The organism is Streptomyces sp. RLA131 (assembly GCF_056270125.1).
The window spans coordinates 8,215,406-8,234,456 of the sequence record NZ_JBWDOQ010000002.1 but is presented as its reverse complement, the minus strand read 5'-3'; the positions used below and the strand labels follow the sequence as shown (position 1 = coordinate 8,234,456).

Genomic DNA, 19,051 nt, shown 5'->3' with positions numbered 1-19,051 from the left:
CATGCAGCGGTCTTGCCTCCACGCCCCGGGCCGCATTAGCTTGCGGCAAGGATTCTGGCCAGGTGCTCGGTGCGGTCCGGCGCATCGGAGTTCGGCGAGCGGAACGGGCATCGAGTGACAGGTCGCGGCAAGGGTCAGGTCGAGGCACAGTACGGTCTCCTGACGAGTATCGCGAGCGAGGCGGGAGTCTCGCTCAGCACGGTGTCCAAGGTGGTGCACCGGCGCCGGGACGTCGGCGCGGCGACGCGGGAACGGGTCGAGGAACTGCTGGTGCGATACGGGTTCGTCCGCCCGTGGGAGCGGGATGCCGCGATGCCCCGGCAGATCATCGCGGTGTTCCGAGACCTGTCCGGCCCGTACACGCTGGAGGTCGTCCGCGGGATCGTGGACGCGGCCGGTGAGCTCGGGATCGACGTGGTCACCGGGACGACGAGCCGGCGGTCGATCTCCGGGTGGCTTGAGCAATGCGTGGCGCTCGGTGCGGCGGGGATCGTGATCGTGATCTCGATGCTGTCCGAGGAGGATCAGCGCCGGATCGTCGAGCAGCGGCTTCCGGTGGTGCTGATAGACCCGCTCAGCGCCCCGTCGGAGGGCATTCCCAGCATCGGGGTGACCAACTGGAACGGCGCCCGGGACGCCGTACAGCATCTGCTGGGCCTCGGGCACACCCGCATCGGCATGGTCGCGGGCCGTTCGCACTCCCTGGCCGGGGCGGCGCGGGTGCACGGTTACCGGGCCGCGTTGGAGGAGGCCGGGATCGCCTACGATCCGGCGATCGTCCGCTCGACCGACTTCGACTACACCGAGGCCCTCCTCGCAAGCCGGCAGATTTTGCGGATCGACGACCCGCCCACGGCCGTCTTCGCGGCCAGCGACGCGCAGGCGCTCGGCGTGCTGGAGGCCGCCCGCCAGCAGGAGCTCGGCGTTCCGGACGACCTGGCGGTCATGTCGTTCGACGACACGCTGGTGGCGGCCATGGCCTGCCCACCGCTGAGCGCGGTGCGCCAGCCGTTCGAGGAGCTGGGGCGCGAGGCGACCCGGGTGCTCCTGGAGCTCGCCCAGGGCCGGCCGCCCGCGTCCCCGCGTATCGAGCTGGCCACGGAACTCGTGCTGCGCACTTCGACGTCCGCTCCCCGCCGGGTCAATAGCGCGTAACCGGCGATCGCCCGAAACACTTTCGCAACGTGCCGGTGACATCGCGGTGTCGCCTACGAATACTGGCTTCCTGTCCGCGCCCTCACCCCCTTTTCTTTAAGGGGTGTGGTGCGCGATTCCCCAGGTGAAAGGAATGCCGTGGTCACGACAGCCCGTCCTCCGGTCGCCGCCAGGCTCAGAGGAACCGCAATGACGAGAACAGTGGCACGGAAGGCTCTCACGACAGCGACAGCCTTCGGCATCGGCATGGCATTCGCCATCGCCTCCGCAGCGGGTGCGTCGGCGTATCAGCCGAGCTCATCGAACCTGTATGTGGCGGACAATCCCTCCTCGTGCAACAAGAACCCCTGTGTTCTCTACCCGAAGTCGGCCCAGCTACCGAGCGGCCGGATCGTGGCGACGTTCGAGAACGATCAGACCGCTCCGGTGGGTCAGACACTGCCCGTCTACAACAGTGACGACAACGGCACGACGTGGCAGAAGCTGTCCGATGTCAAAGCTCCCGCCTACCTTTCCAGTGACCCCCAGTACGCGAAGTACACCAGCAACTGGACGAACCCGTATCTCTATGTGCTCCCGCAGACCGTCGGAAATCTGAGCGCCGGCACGCTGCTTCTCGCGAGCGTCGTCTCGGGGGACGACTACTACTACGAAGAGCAGAAGGCCGCCAACTCCAGCTGGACGGCCTCCAGTGACGGCGACCGCAAAGACGTGGCGATCGCCTTGTACTCCAGCACCGACCAGGGCGCGACCTGGAGCATTCAGAACATCATCGCCGCCGGCTCATGGCAGGGCGGAAGCGCCGGAAGCCTCGGCCGCGTCTCGGCCGCCAACACCCACGCGCAGGTCGATCCGGTCTGGGAGCCACACCTGGTCGCCCGCAACGGCCAGCTCGTCGCCTACTACTCCGACGAGAACGACTACCTCGGTTACAACGCCACCACCGGGGTGCCGACCATAGACCCGAACAACGACACGGCACCGGATTCGGGCGGCCAGATCCTCGTGCACAGGACCTGGGACGGCAGCAGCACGTCCTGGAGCCAGCCGGTCGTCGACGTCCCGGGCAGCACCGTGAACAACAGCGGCACGACGGAGATCGGCGGCGGACGGCCAGGCATGACGACGATCGCCCCGACCACCGACGGCAAGTGGCTCCTGACCTACGAGTACTGGGGCGGCGGATCGAACGTCCGCTACAAGATCGCGGACGATCCGCTGAAGTTCTACGCGGCCGGTGACGCCGCGATCAGCGCGCTGCCCGTGCCCTCCGGGGGCCACTCGCTGTCGACAGGCGGCAGCCCGGTGCTGCTGCCGATGCCGGACGGACGGATCGTCTACAACGCGTCCGGCAGCGGCAACGTCTGGGTGAACGAGTCCGGTCTGAGCACCGGCACCTGGAAGGAGTACCAGACGCCGGTCGCCGCCGGTTACAGCCGCAGTCTCCAGTACGTCCAGGGCACGGGACGCGTCCTCATCCTCCAGGCCTCGTGGAGCGGCGGGAGCGTCGGGCCGGTGCACTACGGCGAGGTCGACCTCGGCAGGTCCGACGGCGTCTACGACACCCTCGTCAATCGCCTGACGGGCCAGGTCCTCAGCCCCGACACCGGGAAGACGCAGGACGCGAACCTCACCGGAAACGTCCCCGACGTCGTCCTCAAGAACCGGGATGCCACGGACGACTCGCAGCGCTGGCATCTGACCGCCAAGGGCGACAACGTGACGCTGCTCAACAAGACCGGTGGCCGCGCCGTCGGCATCTGGAACGGCACCGCGACGGCCGGGCAGCGCCTCGCCCAGTGGGTCGACGAGGGAGCCACCGACAAGCAGTGGACCCTGGTCGCCTCGACCGACGGGTACTACAGAATCCGATCGGTCCGTAACACGAGTCTGTTCATGACGGGCGCGACCCAGAGCGGCCCCGTCGACCTGGAAGCGTCGATCGACGCGTCCGCGAACGCCGCGGCGGACGACTCGCAGGAGTGGCAGCTCGTACAGGACCCCCTGCCGACCGACGCGTCCTTCACGCTGAAGGGCAGCAACTCCGGTCGCTGCCTCGACGTGCCGAACGGCCAGACGGGTGTGCAGGTGCAGATCTGGGACTGCTCCGGGAACGCCAATCAGCTGATCACGCAGACCACCGCGGGCGAACTCCGCGTCGCCGGCAAGTGCCTCGCCGCGAACAGTGACGGCACCACCGCGGGCACCAAGCTCATCCTCTGGACCTGCAACGGAAAGACCAGCCAGAAGTGGTCCTTCCGTCTGGACGGATCCGTCGTCAACCGCTCCAACGGCCTCGCCGCCGACGTCAGCAGTTGGGCGACGGCCAACGGATCACCCGTGCAACTGTGGACGGCTCTCGGCAACGCCACCCAGAGGTGGAGCCGAGGATAGTGCGCACCCCGGGGTGCCTCGCCCGTACGGCGAGGCACCCCCGAAGGTCCCACGCAGGACACGGTCCTGTGCAGGCCCGGCTGGGGTTTCCCAGCCGGGCGTTTCGCGTGGACGGCCGTTGAGTTCGGCGGCGACAGCTGCGGTCCGACTGGCACAGGTGGCGCGACGGCACAGAAGGCGGCGCCACCGAACCGACCGGTGGCGCCGCCTTGTTGCCGCGGCATGCCGTTCGCTCCCGAGAGAGCTTCTTACGTCCCTGCGGCTTGCGGTCCCCTCGTTCTCGAAGTCCGTCGCACCGCTTGTACCGGGGTGTTAGGACGACCGCCGGAACCCGAGCGGGCCGAGCCCTTCCGTTCGTCTCCCACCCCGTTCACTCCCGCTCGACGGTCACGGGCACGGTGTGATGGCGTACGACCGTCGCGTCCCGCTCCTCACCGACGAGCCGGACCGTCTCCCGCACGGGTGTGTCCAGGCTGGAGGAGCCCACGTACAGCAGGATCTCGCCGGGTTCGACGACACGTCGGCCGTCCAGGCCGGTGAAGGCGAGGCGGTCGGTGTGGACGCGGAAGCGGACCGTCGCCCGCTCGCCGGGGGCGAGGTCGACCTTGGCGAAGCCCAGGAGTGACCGCACGGGCCGCGTGACCTGGGCCACCGGGTCGACGGCGTACAGCTGCACCGTTTCGGCGCCCGGCACGGTTCCCGTGTTCCGCACCCGCGCGACGGCCGTGAACTCGCCGTCCGTGGACACCAGTTCGCGGTCGACGGTCAGCAGGTCCGTCTCGAAGGTCGTGTAGGACAGTCCGTGGCCGAACGGGAAGGCGGGCGTCGGATCGAGGTTGGACAGGAAGCTCTGCCGGTCGCCGAGCGGCGGGTGGAGGTAGGTGTACGGCTGACCGCCGGGCGTGTTCGGGATCTGTACGGGCAGTTTGCCACTGAAGTTCATCTTCCCAGCCAGGAGTTGGGCCACCGCCCGGCCGCCCTCCTCGCCGGGCAGGAAGACCTGCACCATGGCCGCGGCGGCGGACGCGAACCGGCCCGTGGCGTAGGGCCGGCCGCTGCTGACGACCAGGACGACCGGTCGTCCTGTCGCCAGCACCGCCTCGACCAGCTCCTCCTGCACGCCGGGCAGGCGAAGATCCTCCACGTCGCAGCCCTCGCCCGAGGTGCCGACGCCGAACATCCCCGCCTTGTCACCGACGGCCAGCACGGTGAGATCGGCGGCGGCGCAGGCTGCCACCGCGGCGGGGATGCCGGAGCGGTCCTCGTCGCGGATCGGGCAGCCCTGGGTGAACTCCCACTCCACACCGGGCAGTTCGTCGGTCAGGGCGGTGCGCAGGGAGATCGCCCCGACACCGTTGCCGAGGTCGTCGCGTTCGGCGAGGACGTGGTTGGGGAAGCTGTAGCAGCCGAACATGGTGCGTACGTCGTCGGCGCACGGGCCGATCAGCGCGATGCGGCCGGTGGCCGGGAGGGGCAGGACGCCGTCGTTCGACAGCAGGACGGCGCTCGACCGGGCCACGGCAAGGGCGAGCGCGCGGTTCACCGGCTTGTCGAGGTCGAGTTCGCCCGCGCGCAGGGCGGGCGGGCGTGGGTCCCAGCCGGGGTCGAGGAGTCCGAGTTCGATCTTCTGCCGCAGCACCCGGCGTACCGCCCGGTCGACCAGGCCCTCCTCCACCACGCCCTGTTCCACGGCATGGACGAGCGCGTCGCCGAAGCCGCGTTGGTCGGGCAGTTCCACATCCATCCCCGCGCTCAGGGCGAGCGCCCCGGCCTCGGCCAGGCCGGCGGCCACCCGGTGGGCGCTCACCAGGAAGGGCAGGGACCAGTAGTCGGAGACGACGGTGCCCTCGAAACCCCATTGGTCGCGCAGGACCTCGGTCAGCAGCCACCGGCTCGCGGCGGGCGCCTCGCCGTCGATCTCGGCGTACGAGTTCATGACCGAGCCCACGCCCGCGGCGACGAGCCGTTCGAAGGGCGGCAGGATGACGTCGAACAACTCGCGGCGGCCGATCTGCACGGGGGCGTGGTTGCGGCCGCCCATGGAGGCGGAGTACCCGGCGAAGTGCTTGAGGGTGGCCAACACCCCGGCGCTCTGCAGGCCGGTGACGTACGCCTCGGCCACCTCGCCGACCAGGTACGGGTCCTCGCCGAAGGTCTCCTCGCAGCGGCCCCAGCGGTAGTCGCGGATGACATCGACGACGGGGGCGAGGCCCTGGTGGACGCCGGCGTCGGCCATGTCGGTGCCGATGGCCTCACCGACCCTGCGGATCAGGCCGGGATCGAAGGTGGCCGCCATGCCCAGCGAGGTCGGGTAGATCGTCGCCCCGTAGGCCGTGAAACCGGTCAGGCACTCGTCGTGTGCCATGGCGGGGATGCCGAACCTGCTCTGGGCCACCACCTGCCGCTGGTGCTCGGCCAGCAGGCGGCTGTGCTCCAGGGCGGGGCGGGGCAGGGTGCCGTAGGGCCGGGTGAGCTGGCCCAGGCCATGCCGGGCGGTTTCGTCCAGGTCGCCGACGCGGCCGAAGTGGTTGCTGCCCGGGGCCACTTCGGGGCCGTCCGCCTCGATGTCCTCCCAGGTGCTGCTCAGCTGCGCGACCTTCTCCGGCAGGGTGAGCCGGGCCAGCAGCGCCTCGACCCGCTCGACGGTCGGCAGGGTGGTGTCGGCCCAGGGGCGGCCGTCGCCCGGCTGCGGGAGGCCGCCGTGGTCCGGCATGGTGGTCGTCATTCACGACTCCTCGGGGAATTGCGTGGGCATGCCGAGGGGACCGGGCGCGCTGCCCGGCCGCCGCTCGCAGCGAACTACTCGGTGAACTGGGTTACTTGAATGGGCTACTTGAATGGGTTACTTGGAGAAACCGGCGGTGAGACCGGCGACGAGCTGACGCCGGGCGAGGATGAACAGCGCCAGCATCGGAAGGGTGGAGAGCACCACCGCGGCCATCGTGGCCGGTACGTCGATGCCGAACTGCCCCCGGTAGAGGGTCAGCGCCAGCGGCAGTACCGCCTTGTCGCCGCTCTGGGTGAGGATGAGGGGGAAGAGGAAGCCGTTCCAGACCTGCAGTCCGTCGTAGACGGCAACCGTCATCAGCGCCGGGCGGGCCAGGGGCGCGGCCAGCGACCAGAGCATGCGCCAGTCGCCGGCGCCGTCGACGATCATCGCCTCGAAGAGCGACCGGGGCACATCGCGCAGGAAACTCACCAGGATCATCACGGTGATCGGCAGCGCGAACGCCACCGACGGCAGGACAATCGCCGCCAGGCTGTCGTACAGCTGCATCTTGATGATCAGCAGGTAGACCGGGATGATCACGGCCTGCAGCGGGATCGCCAGGCCCAGCAGGAACAGCCGGAAGGACACGCGGGAGAAGCGGCTTCCGGCGCCTCGGACGATCGCGAAGGCGGCCATAAGGGCGACGGCGACGGTGAGGACGACCGTCGCCACGGTCACGGTCACGCTGTTGAGCAGGTACGTCGTGAAGTCGCCTTCCAGCACGGTCCGGTAGTTGCCGAGCGTCGGGTGGCCGGGCAGGGCCAGCGGGCTGTCGGCGGTGAAGTCGGCGCGGGTGCGCAGGCTGGTCACCACCAGCCAGTACACGGGTACGACGACGATCGCCGTCCAGACGAGCGTCGTGCTGCCGGTGAGGGCACGGCGCAGCGCGCCGGCGGCCGTGAGCCGCCGGGGCCGGACTGACGGCGGTGCCGCCGCCGGGGCCCCGGCGGCACGCTCACGGTCGGCTCCCGTACGGGGATCGCGGGACCTGGTCACGGTGGAGCTCACATGCCCTCCTGCTGGCTGTCCATCCGGGTGAAGCCGGACAGGCGGGTGGTCAGCAGTGACAGGCCGAGGCCGAAGACCACCAGCAGGGCGGCGACGGCGCTGGCCCGGCCCATGTCGTGGGCCTGGAATCCGGTGATGTACATGGCCAGGGGAAGGACCCGGGTGGCGGTGCCGGGGCCGCCGGTGCCGCCGGACAGAACGAAGATCAGGTCGAAGTACGTCAACGAGCCGACGAGCATGAGCGTGCTGGACGTGACCATCGTGTACTTCAGCTGCGGCAGGGTGATGTGCCGGAAGCGGGCCAGGCGGCCGGCGCCGTCGAGGGCCGCGGCCTCGTACAGGGCCGTGGGGATCTGCCGTATGCCCGCCTGGTAGAGGAGGGCGTGGAACGGCACGAACTGCCAGGCGATCACGAAGATCACCGTGTACAGGGCCAGGTCCGGCGAGCCCAGCAGCGGCTTCGCCAGCCAGTGCAGTCCCGGCGTGGCGCCGATGCCGAAGGACGGATCGAGCAGCGCCTGCCAGGTCAGGCCGATCGCCACGGCGGACAGCAGCAGCGGAAGGAAGAAGAGCACGGCGAACAGCGCGCGCAGCCTCCCCCTCGGCGCCTGGAAGACGCCGAGTGCCAGGGCGACGGGCGTCTGGACCAGCCAGCTGACCACCATCACCTTGACGGTGAGCCCCAGCGCCTGCCAGGTGGCGCCGTCGGTCAGGACACCGCTCCAGTTGGCTCCGCCGGCCCAGCCGATGGCACCGAGGCCGTCCCAGCGGGTGAGGCTGAGTGCCACCACGGCCAGCAGCGGGACGAGGCCGAACAGGCCGAAGAGAAGCAGGGCGGGGGCGGCCATGAGGAGGCCGCTGTAGCTGCGGCCTCCCCCACGGCCGGAGGGAAGAGCGGTGGTCACGACGCCGCCTTGTTCATGTTCGTACCGAACTCGGCGGGCGGGATCTGCCGCAGGAACGACTTGTCCGTGTTGGTCAGCAGCGGGTCCGCCTGTTCCGAGGGCAGCGCCTGGTCCCAGGAGAGCTGGAAGCCCGGCGCCTTCTGCACCAGGCCGTAGACGAACTGCAGCCACGCCTTGTCGGACGACTTCGAGGCCGCCAGCTTCGACTCCAGGCCCTTGACCGGCGGCACGCTGCCGGATGCGAGGTAGGCGTCGACCTGGGAGTCGTTCAGGACGTAGTCCTTCAGGTACGTGAGCGCCGCCGCCTTGTGCTTGGTCGACGAGTTCAGCGACAGGAAGTTCGAGGGGTTGCCGACGATGCTCTTCGGGTCGCCGGAGCCGTCGGGAAGCGACGGGAACGCGGTGAAGCCGAGGTCGCCCTTCTTCAGGAAGTCCGGCGCGGCCTTGGCGATGTTGGCGTACTCCCAGGTGCCCATCACCTCCATCGCCGCCTTGCCCGTGTAGAGCAGGGCCGTGGAGGCGCCCTGGTCGTAACTGACGGAGGAGGCGCTGTCCCCGAAGGCGCCGGCCTTCGAGAGCTCCTGCAGGTACTGGTTGGCCTTGGTGACCGACGGGTCCTTCCATGCCGACGCGTCACCGGAGGCGATCTTCGTGAACACCTGGGAGCCGCCGGTGCGGTCGAGGAGGTACTCCAGGTACATCAGCGTCGGCCACTTGGAGTTCGCGGCGAGGGAGAGCGGCACGACGTCCTTGGCCTTCAGCTTCTTCACGGCCGCCAGCAGGTCGGCGTACGTTTTCGGCGGCTTCACGCCCGCGTCGGCCATCACCTTCTTGTTGTAGTAGAGGACGACCGGGGCCAGACCGTTGGCGGGCACGCCGTAGACCTTGCTGTCGAAGGTGGCGCTCTGCATCACGCTCGGCGTGAACCGGTCCGTTGTCACCTCCGAGGTCGTCAGCGCGTCGACCTTGCCCGCCTTGACGTAGTCGTTCAGTGCGCCGCCGCCCCAGTTGAAGAAGAGGTCCGGGGCCTGGTTCGCGCCGAAGGCGACGCGCAGCTTCTGCTTGTAGTCGTCGTTGGCGAACACCCGCAGGGTGATCTTCTCGTCCGGGTGGTCCTTGTTGTAGGCGTCGACGGACTTCTGGAGGATCGGCTGGTCGTTGAGCGCCCACATCGTCAGGCCCTTCGCCGACGAGGTCGTGGACGGCCCCGAACTCCCGCATGCGGCAAGGCTCATGGCCGCCGCCAGGGTGACCATGGACGCGACGACGCGTCGCATTCTCGGGCTTCCGTGATTTCCGATGACCGGGATTCCCCGCATGGGGTGCCTCTCTTCTTTCGGCATGCCGTTGGTGCGTCAGGCAGATCGGAAACCAGCACGAAAGGCTTTCGGTTGCCCCACCGCGGGTGGACTGCCTGTTGACCGGGACACTGACACGGAATTCACACCCAGGACAAGGACTGGAAATTCCTCGGTTACGAAACATTTTCGCGAGGAGCGAGGGGACGCGGGCAAAACGGCAGCGCTGGGCAGCGCGGACACTTCGACGACTCTTCCGGCAGCGTCGGCGGGGCGCACTCATCCCGCTCAGGAGAGCCGGCCGTGCCTGCCGGTTCACCTGCGGGCACCTCGCGGAGAATCCGCCTGCACGAGGTACGCCCTGCGATCCTGCGGCAGCACCCGGCCGTCCGGCCGAGACCGCACCACCCCTCACAACGAGTACGCATGCCCGCCATCGCCATCGCCATCGCCATCGCCGGGGCCGGACGGGTCGGCCGCGGCTTCGATGTCGCCCTGGTCTCCAGCGGACTCGTTGAGGCCGGAACCACCGCGGTGACGTCCTGGAGTTCTCCCCGCACGCGGGCCTGTCCCGTGACCTCATCCAAGGAGGTGACCTCGACACTCTGCGCTCGCAGATCGACAGCCTCCCCTACGGCGCGGTCGCCGCCGTCCGGGCGGCGCTGCCCGGGATGCTCGAGGCCTGATCCGGCACCCTGCTGTTCACCACCGGCGGCGGCGCGGTCAACCTGTACCCGATGCCAACATCGCCCCGGCCGGCCGGGGCGGTCGGGCCCCCGAGCGGTTGCGGGATGGCCGCCATGTGGGAGCCGGTCCACGGCCTTCTGCGCCTCGGCTTTCGCCACCGGTGAGTACACGAGGCCGCTGGTACGCCGCCCGAGAACCTGGCCACGCAGCCGCCTCCGTGCCTTCCCGAGCCGGAGATGGCGACGGCAACGCCCGCTGCACCGAGCCCTGGCAGTGAGGGCTTGGCGCAGCAGGCGGGCGGCGTCCTGTGCGAGAAGCGACGTAGCGGACGCCGCCTCTGCGGGTGGAGGGCTGCTCCTGGGGCTACTTCGTGTGGCCGGTGACCTTGGCGACCCAGGTGATGAAGTCGCCGGGATCGGTGTTGGTGGCGTGGCCCTGGTCCCAGTAGTAGGAGTGGTTGACGTCGTCGCCGAGGTTGCCCACTGCGGCGGCGAGGTTGGCGGAGATGACGTGCGAGGTGTCGGTGTCGATGGTGCCCAGGCGGATCCACCAGTGCGTCGACCGGTTCGGGTTGCGCTCCTTGAGGTGGTACATCGGGTTCATGACCGGCGACCTGCTTCGCTCCCGGGACCTGCTGGACGACGCGATCGACACGGCGGCGGGCCGCCCTCCACTCGCCGCTCGCCACCGCGAAGACGCCCCATGATGCGGTCACTCCGCACGCTCGCCTGAAAGGCCGTCTGCGAGAGTTCCGCGAGAGACCCCGATCGCGACGCCGGGGCGGGGCCGCCCGGCGGCATACCGAGCCCCTCCCCCGGTGCTGCGTCTCCCGATTGCGGACTTGCCGGAGCTACGGCGCCTGGCTGCCGGGGAGTCGGCAGGCAGGCTGCGGCGTGGATGGCGGCCGCGACCTTCTCACAGCACGTCGGCCGTCAATCCGTGCCGGCTGTGCCGTTGCGCTCCCGGTGTCGGCGGATCTCGTCGTGGTGGGCGGCGGCCCAGTCGATCAGGGAGGCCACGATGTCGTTGAGGCTGGCGCCAAGCGGGGTCAGGGCGTATTCCACGCGCGGCGGCACCTCGGCATAGGCGGTCCGGGTGACCAGGCCGTCATGGTGGAGCTGGGCCAGGGTGCGCGAGAGCATGCGCTGGGAGATGCCGGGGATCCCGCGCTGCAGGTCGGTGTAGCGCAACAGGCCGCCCCGCAGGCTCGCGACCACCATCAACGTCCACTTGTCCCCGACCCGGTCCAGGACCTGACGGATGAAGTCCGCGTGCTCGACCGGGACACCGGCGCACGGCCCCGCGGTCCGCAAGGCCGTAGCAGGAACGGACGCGGTGATCAGCGCACTTGGCCCCTCCCTGAAGCGGTCCGTGAAAGGCACCGCCCTCACGGACGGCACCCGCACCATCGTCGAGGCGATGCAGACCGAGGGGGTCACCCGGTTCATCGGCCTGGCCACCCCCTCCCTGGCCGACCCGCACGACAAGCCGCACTGGAAGCTCAAGGTTCTGCCCGTCCTGGCCAAGCTCGCATTCCCCAACGCGCTGACCGAGCCGCACGGCATGACCAAGGCCGTCACCTCCTCCCCGCTCGACTACACCATCGCCCGGATCAGCAACCCGGTCGACAATCCCGCCACCGGCCGCATCAAGTCCGGCTTTCTGGGCCACGACAAGGTCGGCTCGGCCATGACCCGCGCGGACATCGCCGCCTTCCTCATCTCCCAGCTCACCGACGCCCGCTACACCCGGGCCATGCCCGCCATCAGCAACTGACCCTTCCGCCGCATCCGCCCGGGGGCGGCGGCCAGTGCCGCATCGCAATGTCCCGCTGTCTCCCGAAGGGCAGCACCGTCCGATCAACCCGCTGCCGGAACCGCCCGATCACCCACGGCGCCGCAGAGATGGGCTGCGCGTCGAAGTGGGTCACCCGCTTCCGCCACCACCATGGCGACGTCGAGCGGCGTGTCGCCGAGAAGCGTGCCGCGGTCGGCCGACGCACCGGCCAGGGACGCGCCTTGGGCGCAGGTTCTCATGGGCTGTCAGGTGGCCTTGGTGCTGAGTTCGGAGCAGTTCTCCCTGCCTTCGACCACCAGGACGGAGTCAGGCCCCGCCGGACTCGGGTCACCCACCCCGATGACTCCCGGAACACTCACCACCAGGCCGTGGACGGAGACGTCGGGTGCCCCTCCCCCGTCCGGGACGACATGCCTCCCGGGCCCGGCGTCGCCCGCGGCTCCACCTGTACGCGGCCGTCTGACTCCGGCCCACTACGGCCTGTTCGGCGGTGCGGCGGTGCGGCGACGGCAGAGCCCGCAGGATCATCGCGCGGGCCAGTTCGGCACCGCTGTCCGTCGGCCGCTGTCCGCCTCGCTGGGCGCGGCGGCGCATCTGACCGGCCGCGATACTCCCGCCGCAGATCACGCGTTCACCGGCACCGTCCGCACGCCCTGCGTCCACTGACCCGGCCCTTGTCACGAGCGCCGCTTGACACGACTTTGCCTCGGTCTCACCGGACGTTCTCGGATTCGCACGTCAGGGGCGAGGGCCGACCGAGAGAGTCCCGGTTGGTCCTCGCGAAGGATCGGACTGGATTTTGGCGGTAGGGCGGTGATCTCGATACCGGACCGGCTGATCACGTGGCTGGCGCAGCAGGTGTGCCCGGCCGAGCTCAGCTGACCGCCCTGGCGTCGCTCTCGCCTCGCCACGGACTGACTTGAGAGAGGGCGGGATCGGTGTGAAACTGGGCACGGAAGGGGTGGTTCCTGTGTCGGACCCACCGCACCCGTCCTCCCGTCCCGGCACCGCCGTCGACGAGAATCGGCTGGAAGAGCTGATCATCGAGGCGCAGAGCGCGCTGCCGGTCGAACTGCCCGCCTTGGCGAACCGGTGCGCCTCGTCCCTCGGCCTGGACACCGCGTCGATCTACCTCGTCGACCTGCAGCAACAGCTGCTCATCCCACTCGACGAGGCTCTGGCTCCGCTGCCGGTGGACCGCTCGTCGGCCGGCTGGGCGTACCGCACGGTCTCCCCGCGGGTGGCCGAGGCCGACGACGGCTTGATCCTCTGGATGCCTCTGGTCGATGGTGCGGAGCGGCTGGGCGTGCTGGCGGTGCGGACCGCCTCGCTCGACGGGGTGCGGATGCGCCGCAGCCGGATGCTGGCCCATATGTTCGCCATGCTGATCACCTCCAAGCGCGCCTACAGCGACTGGCTCGCCGCCCGCACCCGCACTGCGACCATGCGGTTGCCCGCCGAGATGCTGCGGGCCTTCCTGCCACCGCGCACCATCGGCAGCAGCAGGTGCGTATCGACCGCGGTCGTGGAACCGGCGTACGACATCGCCGGCGACGCCTTCGACCACTCGGTGGCCAAGAGCATCCTGCACACCATGATCCTCGACGCCATGGGTCACGATCTGACCGCCGGCCTGACCACGTCGGTCGCCATGGCGGCAGCGCGCAATGCCCGCCGGGGCGGTGCCGACCTGCCCGACGTCGTAGGCTCCGTCGACCAGGCGCTCGCCCAGTGGCTGCCCGACCACTTCTGCACCGGCGTGCTGTGTCGGCTCGACGCCGAGACCGGGGTGCTGCGCTGGGTCAATGGCGGTCACCCCGCACCGCTGCTGATCCGTGGCGAGCGGGTGCTCGCCCGGGCGCTGGACAGTCCCCCGCAGCCGCCGATCGGCCTGGCTGGAACACTCGCCCCGGCAACCCGCCAAGTCCACGAGGCGAGCCTGGAACCGGGCGATTGCGTCCTGCTCTACACCGACGGTGTCGTGGAGGCTCGCGACGCGGACGGTGCGGAGTTCGGCCTTGACCGGTTCACTGACTTCATCATCCGCTCCTCCTCCGCCGGACAGCGCCCGGCCGAGGTGCTGCGGCTGCTCATCCACGCCATCCTCGATTACCAGTGCCACCAACTGCGGGACGACGTGACCATCCTGCTCTTCGAATGGGATCCGCAGCACCGGTGACGCGGTATTGCGCCGAGACTCGCTGTGCTCGCGCTCGTGCTCGCACTCGTGCTACGACTTCGGCCGGGTCGGGTATCCGGGCCGGGAATCCCAGGAAGGTCAATGCGTCGCTGTGCGGCGGCCCAGTGCCGGATTCCCCCACTGGATGTACACATATCGGCGCCGCGGTAGGCGAGTTGGTGGTGCAGTGGTGCGGGTCTTCCCCATACCCAGGGCCGGGCTCGGGCGTTGAGCTGGATGTTGCGAGGCAGGTGGCGTGCTCGATCTCGGCTGGTCCCGCGAAGGAGGCTCCTGCGAGGAGGAACGCAAAGCACACCAGCTACCCGAGTGCGTGCTTTCGAACCTGCAGGCCCGGAGGGTTCACTCTGCGGGCTGACACGTGCGATCAAGCGCCCGGGAAGGCCGGTGAACTGGCGGCGACCGCCAGCGACCGCTGGCGTCGCCCTGAAAAGGAGTCGTTGGCGCGCAGGCGAGGCTGGTAGGAAGTCGTGATGACCCCTAACGATCTCGACCCGATGGATCGTCTCCTCGCTGAACGCGCCTGCGAGCGTTTGATCTTGGAGCTTGTCCGTCGGCTCGACCTCGGTGAGCCGAGTACGGTCTCGGACCTCTTCGCCCCCGACGGAGTCTGGGAATGGCCGCATGGCCAGCGACGCGTCGAAGGCCGGGAGGCTCTGCGCGAGTACTTCGGCTCCCGACCGGTGGACCGTCTGTCCCGGCGGATGTGCACGAACATCCTGGTCACCATCGACTCGCCCGACACCGCGACGGCGACCACCTACTTCGCCACCTACCGGATCGACGGGTATACCGAGGGCGTGTTGGTGCCGCCCCGGCTGCCCGCGAACATCGGCCACTACCAGGACACCTTCCGCACGATCGACGGCACCTGGCTATTGGCGACACGGACTCTCGTCCTGCCTTTCGGCGGACCGACGGAACGCCTCGGCAGCTCCACTACGCCCTGACCAGTAGTCGAGGCTCGCAAAAGGTCGCGGGGCCTTCGTCCGTTTCTCGCAGCGCAGAGTCTTGGCAGGTTGCGGTGGGCGCCCCGCTCCGGAAACGAGGCGAGGACGTCGTCTCGCGTACCTGGGCGGCAGGCGGCTGTCAGCCCCTGGCACAGACCAGCCGGGCTTTCTTCGACCAACCGCGGGTGCGGTGGCGCACGCGGATCCGGCGCGGCCCCGAACCAGCCTTCGTGTCGTCTAGGGACCTGGACCGCATGAGCACGGCTTCGCGCCGCCGTGGCCAAGCTCACCAGCCGGGAGGTGGAGTGGGCGGTCGGCCTGCTGCTGCTCGACGACACCACGGTGTCGGCCATCGCGCGGCGGCTCGGGGTGAACCGGCATACCTGCGCCGAGACCTCGATCGACATCACGAAGTCAAAAAATTCGGGCGGCGATGTCGAGAACCCGTGGCCCGCTCCGTCCCCGTAGTGAAAGCGGCCAGAATGGGCCGCACCAGCACCGAGGAGAACCACTATGGCCAAGTACTTGCTGCTCAAGCATTACCGCGGCGCCCCGGCCGCGGTCAACGACGTGCCCATGGACCAGTGGACGCCGGAGGAGATCTCGGCGCACGTGCAGTACATGAACGACTTCGCGGCCCGGCTGGAGGGGACCGGAGAGTTCGTCGACGGTCAGGCGCTCGCCCCCGGGGGGACGTTCGTCCGGTACGACGGAGAGGGTCGGCCGCCGGTCACCGACGGCCCGTTCGCCGAGACCAAGGACCTCATCGCCGGCTGGATGGTGATCGACGTCGACAGCTACGAGCGCGCCATCGAGCTGGCCGGAGAGCTGTCGGCCGCCCCTGGGGCGGGCGGGAAGCCGATCCACGAGTGGCTCGAGCTGCGCCCGTTCCTGGGCGTGCAGCCCACCATCACGCAGTGACTTCCGAGGTGAACGACGTCCTCCTCAGGAGCCTCACGCCGAGCGTGCTCGCAATCCTCGTCCGCCGCGGAGCCGACTTCGCGGCGGCCGAGGACGCCGTGCAGGACGCGCTGCTCGACGCGGTCCGAGTCTGGTCCACCGATTCCTCCGCAAGCTCTTCGAGCAGGGGATATCCCATGCGGGACCCGAAGGGCTGGCTGGTCGCCGTGGCCTGGCGCCGGTTCCTCGACCAGGCCCGGGCGGACACCGCCCGCCGCCGGCGTGAAGACCTCCTCGACGAGGAGCCCCGGCCCGGGCCCGCGCCCGCTGTGGACGACACGCTCCAGCTCTACTTCCTGTGCTCCCACCCGTCGCTGACGCCGTCGTCCGCGGTCGCGCTCACGCTGCGCGCCGTCGACGGGTTGACCACCCGCCAGATCGCCCAGGCGTACCTGGTGCCCGAGGCCACCATGGCGCAGCGCATCAGCCGGGCCAAGCGCACCGTCTCCGGCGTACGGTTCGAGCAGCCCGGCGACGTCGCCACCGTGCTGCGTGTCCTCTATCTGGTCTTCAATGAGGGCTACTCCGGCGATGTCGACCTCGCCGCCGAGGCCATCCGGCTCACCCGGCAGCTCACGGCCCAGGTCGACCACCCCGAGGTGGCCGGGCTGCTCGCCCTGATGCTGCTCCACCACGCCCGGCGCGCCGCCCGGACCGCGCCCGACGGCAGCCTGGTGCCGCTCGCCGAGCAGGACCGGAGCCGGTGGGACACCGAGTCGATCGCCGAGGGCGTCGAGATCCTGCAGACGGCCCTTGCCCGTGACCGCCTCGGCGAGTTCCAGGCCCAGGCCGCCATCGCGGCACTCCACGCCGACGCGCCCACCGCCGAGGAGACCGACTGGGTGCAGATCCTTGAGTGGTACGACGAGCTCGCGCGCCTGACGGACAGCCCGGTCGTCCTGCTCAACCGCGCGGTGGCCGTCGGCCAGGCCGACGGACCTCGCGCCGGCCTGGCGGCGCTCGCGGCGCTGGACGACTCACTGCCGCGCCACACCGCGGTGGCGGCGTACCTCCACGAGCGCGACGGCGACCTGGCGACAGCGGCACGGCTGTACGCCGAGGCAGCCCACAAGGCACCCAACCTCGCCGAGCGCGACCACCTGACGCGCCAGGCCGCCCGGCTCAACGCCCGCCGGCGCCGCTGACGGGTCGCCCTCGGATTCGCCCCCAGCACCTGGCGCGGCCCGGCGGCCGGAGCGGTCGCCTCACAGTGAGTGACCTCGCGCGTCGGCTCGACTTCCAGGGCATGGTCGCCGATCGTGAACGGAGTCCGGCCGGCGGTCTCCACCAGTACGTACATGGGCCGGTCCGCAGTTCGGCGACGACCTCCGCACAGAGGCTCGCACTGACGCAGCCGATCTTGTCGGCGCTCTCGATGTCTTCCGAGTCCTCCAGGCCCTCGTCACGCACCGCCGCGAACAGTGAACCGCGTGCGAACGACGGTCCACCCCCGCCAACCAAGTGGCCCCGCACTCGGGGCACTTGGCTTGGCGGGCGCCATCCGTCTCAGCTGCCGTCGGCTGCGCAGCCCACGGTGCCGACGCCACTGCCTGCACCGACAGGCCGCCGAGCAGAACCTCGTACGGGCTGGAGCCGCCCCGGCCTCAGCCGTTCACCACAGCCCTCACAGACTCGCCCGGCAGCCAGCCTGACGCCGTGATCATGGCTATGACGCCGTGGGCATCATGCTGTGCTGTTTGACAAGTTCGTACGACCTCAAGCGGTCGGCCAACGCGTAGACAGGCGTCACCAGCATGAGTTCGTCCGCGCGGGTCACGTCGACCAGGTCCATCAGGTGCTTCGCCACGGTCTCGGGTGAGCCGTGCGCCTGTTGGGCGCGGAAGCTCGCCAGCGCCTGCATTTCCTCTGCGGCGAACGTGTGGGTGGCTGCCTCTTCGGGCGTGGGGAAGGGGATGTCGCCTCGTCCCTTGAGGAGTCCGGCCTTGACAACATCCATCGGGCCTGCGAGCCAGGCCGCCTGCCTCTGTGTCTCGGCGCATACGGTCTCCACGCAGATCAGCACGCGGGGGCGCTCGCACCAGCGGGAGGGGGAAAAATGCTCGCGGTAGTGATCCAGTGCGGCGAGGGTGTTGTCAGGACGAATGTGATGGGCGAAGGCGATCGGTAGTCCAAGTTCCGCGGCGAGCGCGGCACCGGCCGTGCTCGACGACAGCAGCCATGGCTCCGGGAGCGGGCCGAGCGCGATCTCGTCCACCAGGAAACGCAGAGTCGCTGACACATCGACTCGGTACTCGTCGTCCGTTGTCGGTCCGGCCCCACGCCGCAGGGCCCGCGCCGTCGACTCGTCGAAGGTACCCGGGCCCCGGCCAATGCCCAGGTCGATCCGACCCGTGTGCAGTGCGGCCAACGTGCCGAATTGCTCCGCCAGCATGATCGGGGCGTGGTTCGGAGCGAGAACGCCCCCGGATCCGAGACGGATGGACGATGTCAACGCGGCCGCGTGGGCCGTCAGGACGACGGGCGGGAACGCTCCGATGGCGGGAGAATGGTGATGCTCGGCGTACCAGAGTCGCAGGTAACCGAGGCCTTCGAGGCGTCGGGCGAACTCGGTGGTGTCTTGTAATGTGTCTGCGGCTCGGGCACCCGTTTGCACCATGGCTACTTCGAGCGCGCTGAGCGGAACGGTGATCATCCGGTCAGTATAGGAAGCGCAGCACTGCACAGCGCGGGCCGTGAACACCAAGTACGCCGGCGACATGCCCTACTTGAGCACCGGCCGCGGCAAGTTCTGCTACCTGCCCTGGCGGCGGCCGAGCGGACCCGCGGCAGCCTCGCCGGGGCCGTCTTCCACACCGACCACGGAGTTTTCCGGACCCGGACAGCGATCTTCGGGATCGGGACATGATCTGAACGGGTATCTCGGCCCCGCTCTCGCAGCACATCGTGGATCCGATGACCAAGGGCGATGC

General features: G+C 69.6%; 15 protein-coding genes. 8 read left to right on the top strand and 7 right to left on the bottom strand.

What is annotated here, in order from left to right; all coding sequences use genetic code 11:
• Window positions 1–114 precede the first annotated feature (114 nt).
• Together RWE79_RS38280 and RWE79_RS38275 are read left to right on the top strand one after the other, a co-directional pair.
• The gene (locus RWE79_RS38280) at window positions 115–1,155 is read left to right on the top strand and encodes a LacI family DNA-binding transcriptional regulator (RefSeq protein ID WP_475945237.1); all 1,041 of its coding nucleotides are present in this window, start codon (window positions 115–117) and stop codon (window positions 1,153–1,155) included.
• 189 nt (window positions 1,156–1,344) lie between these two features.
• Window positions 1,345–3,549, top strand: a complete 2,205-nt coding sequence (locus RWE79_RS38275) for an RICIN domain-containing protein (protein ID WP_475945235.1) — start codon at window positions 1,345–1,347, stop codon at window positions 3,547–3,549.
• 370 nt (window positions 3,550–3,919) lie between these two features.
• Here the strand turns inward: RWE79_RS38275 and RWE79_RS38270 are convergent, their stop codons facing one another.
• The 6 genes from RWE79_RS38270 to RWE79_RS38245 form a co-directional block, all read right to left on the bottom strand.
• A complete protein-coding gene (locus tag RWE79_RS38270) occupies window positions 3,920–6,274 on the bottom strand; it encodes a glycoside hydrolase family 3 N-terminal domain-containing protein (protein WP_475945233.1) in 2,355 nt (784 codons plus the stop codon).
• A gap of 117 nt (window positions 6,275–6,391) precedes the next feature.
• Entirely contained in the window at window positions 6,392–7,327 is a 936-nt protein-coding gene (locus RWE79_RS38265) for a carbohydrate ABC transporter permease (RefSeq protein ID WP_475945231.1), read from the bottom strand.
• A complete protein-coding gene (locus RWE79_RS38260) occupies window positions 7,324–8,175 on the bottom strand; it encodes a carbohydrate ABC transporter permease (protein ID WP_475946383.1) in 852 nt (283 codons plus the stop codon). Before RWE79_RS38260 ends, RWE79_RS38265 begins: the two co-directional genes overlap by 4 nt.
• A 53-nt stretch (window positions 8,176–8,228) precedes the next feature.
• The gene (locus RWE79_RS38255; protein WP_475945229.1) at window positions 8,229–9,509 is read right to left on the bottom strand and encodes an extracellular solute-binding protein; all 1,281 of its coding nucleotides are present in this window, start codon (window positions 9,507–9,509) and stop codon (window positions 8,229–8,231) included.
• A 1,071-nt stretch (window positions 9,510–10,580) separates the two neighbouring features.
• Entirely contained in the window at window positions 10,581–10,820 is a 240-nt protein-coding gene (locus tag RWE79_RS38250; protein ID WP_475945227.1) for a hypothetical protein, read from the bottom strand.
• A 329-nt stretch (window positions 10,821–11,149) separates the two neighbouring features.
• Window positions 11,150–11,530, bottom strand: a complete 381-nt coding sequence (locus RWE79_RS38245) for a winged helix-turn-helix transcriptional regulator (RefSeq protein ID WP_475945225.1) — start codon at window positions 11,528–11,530, stop codon at window positions 11,150–11,152.
• Window positions 11,531–11,552: 22 nt separating this feature from the next.
• On the opposite strand from RWE79_RS38245, the gene RWE79_RS38240 reads away from it, so the two are divergent.
• The 6 genes from RWE79_RS38240 to RWE79_RS38215 all read left to right on the top strand — a co-directional run bounded on the left by RWE79_RS38240 (window position 11,553) and on the right by RWE79_RS38215 (window position 17,266).
• Window positions 11,553–11,993: an NAD(P)-dependent oxidoreductase gene (locus RWE79_RS38240; RefSeq protein WP_475945223.1), complete on the top strand. Its 441-nt coding sequence runs from the start codon at window positions 11,553–11,555 to the stop codon at window positions 11,991–11,993.
• A gap of 982 nt (window positions 11,994–12,975) precedes the next feature.
• Window positions 12,976–14,193, top strand: a complete 1,218-nt coding sequence (locus tag RWE79_RS38235; protein ID WP_475946381.1) for a PP2C family protein-serine/threonine phosphatase — start codon at window positions 12,976–12,978, stop codon at window positions 14,191–14,193.
• A gap of 491 nt (window positions 14,194–14,684) precedes the next feature.
• Complete coding sequence (locus RWE79_RS38230) at window positions 14,685–15,161, top strand: nuclear transport factor 2 family protein (protein WP_475945221.1); 477 nt, start codon at window positions 14,685–14,687, stop codon at window positions 15,159–15,161.
• A gap of 276 nt (window positions 15,162–15,437) precedes the next feature.
• The gene (locus RWE79_RS38225; protein ID WP_475945219.1) at window positions 15,438–15,629 is read left to right on the top strand and encodes a hypothetical protein; all 192 of its coding nucleotides are present in this window, start codon (window positions 15,438–15,440) and stop codon (window positions 15,627–15,629) included.
• 45 nt (window positions 15,630–15,674) lie between these two features.
• The gene (locus RWE79_RS38220) at window positions 15,675–16,082 is read left to right on the top strand and encodes a YciI family protein (RefSeq protein WP_475945217.1); all 408 of its coding nucleotides are present in this window, start codon (window positions 15,675–15,677) and stop codon (window positions 16,080–16,082) included.
• A gap of 8 nt (window positions 16,083–16,090) precedes the next feature.
• The gene (locus RWE79_RS38215) at window positions 16,091–17,266 is read left to right on the top strand and encodes an RNA polymerase sigma factor (RefSeq protein WP_475946378.1); all 1,176 of its coding nucleotides are present in this window, start codon (window positions 16,091–16,093) and stop codon (window positions 17,264–17,266) included.
• 521 nt (window positions 17,267–17,787) lie between these two features.
• Here the strand turns inward: RWE79_RS38215 and RWE79_RS38210 are convergent.
• Entirely contained in the window at window positions 17,788–18,774 is a 987-nt protein-coding gene (locus tag RWE79_RS38210; protein ID WP_475945215.1) for an LLM class flavin-dependent oxidoreductase, read from the bottom strand.
• Window positions 18,775–19,051: the final 277 nt, after the last annotated feature.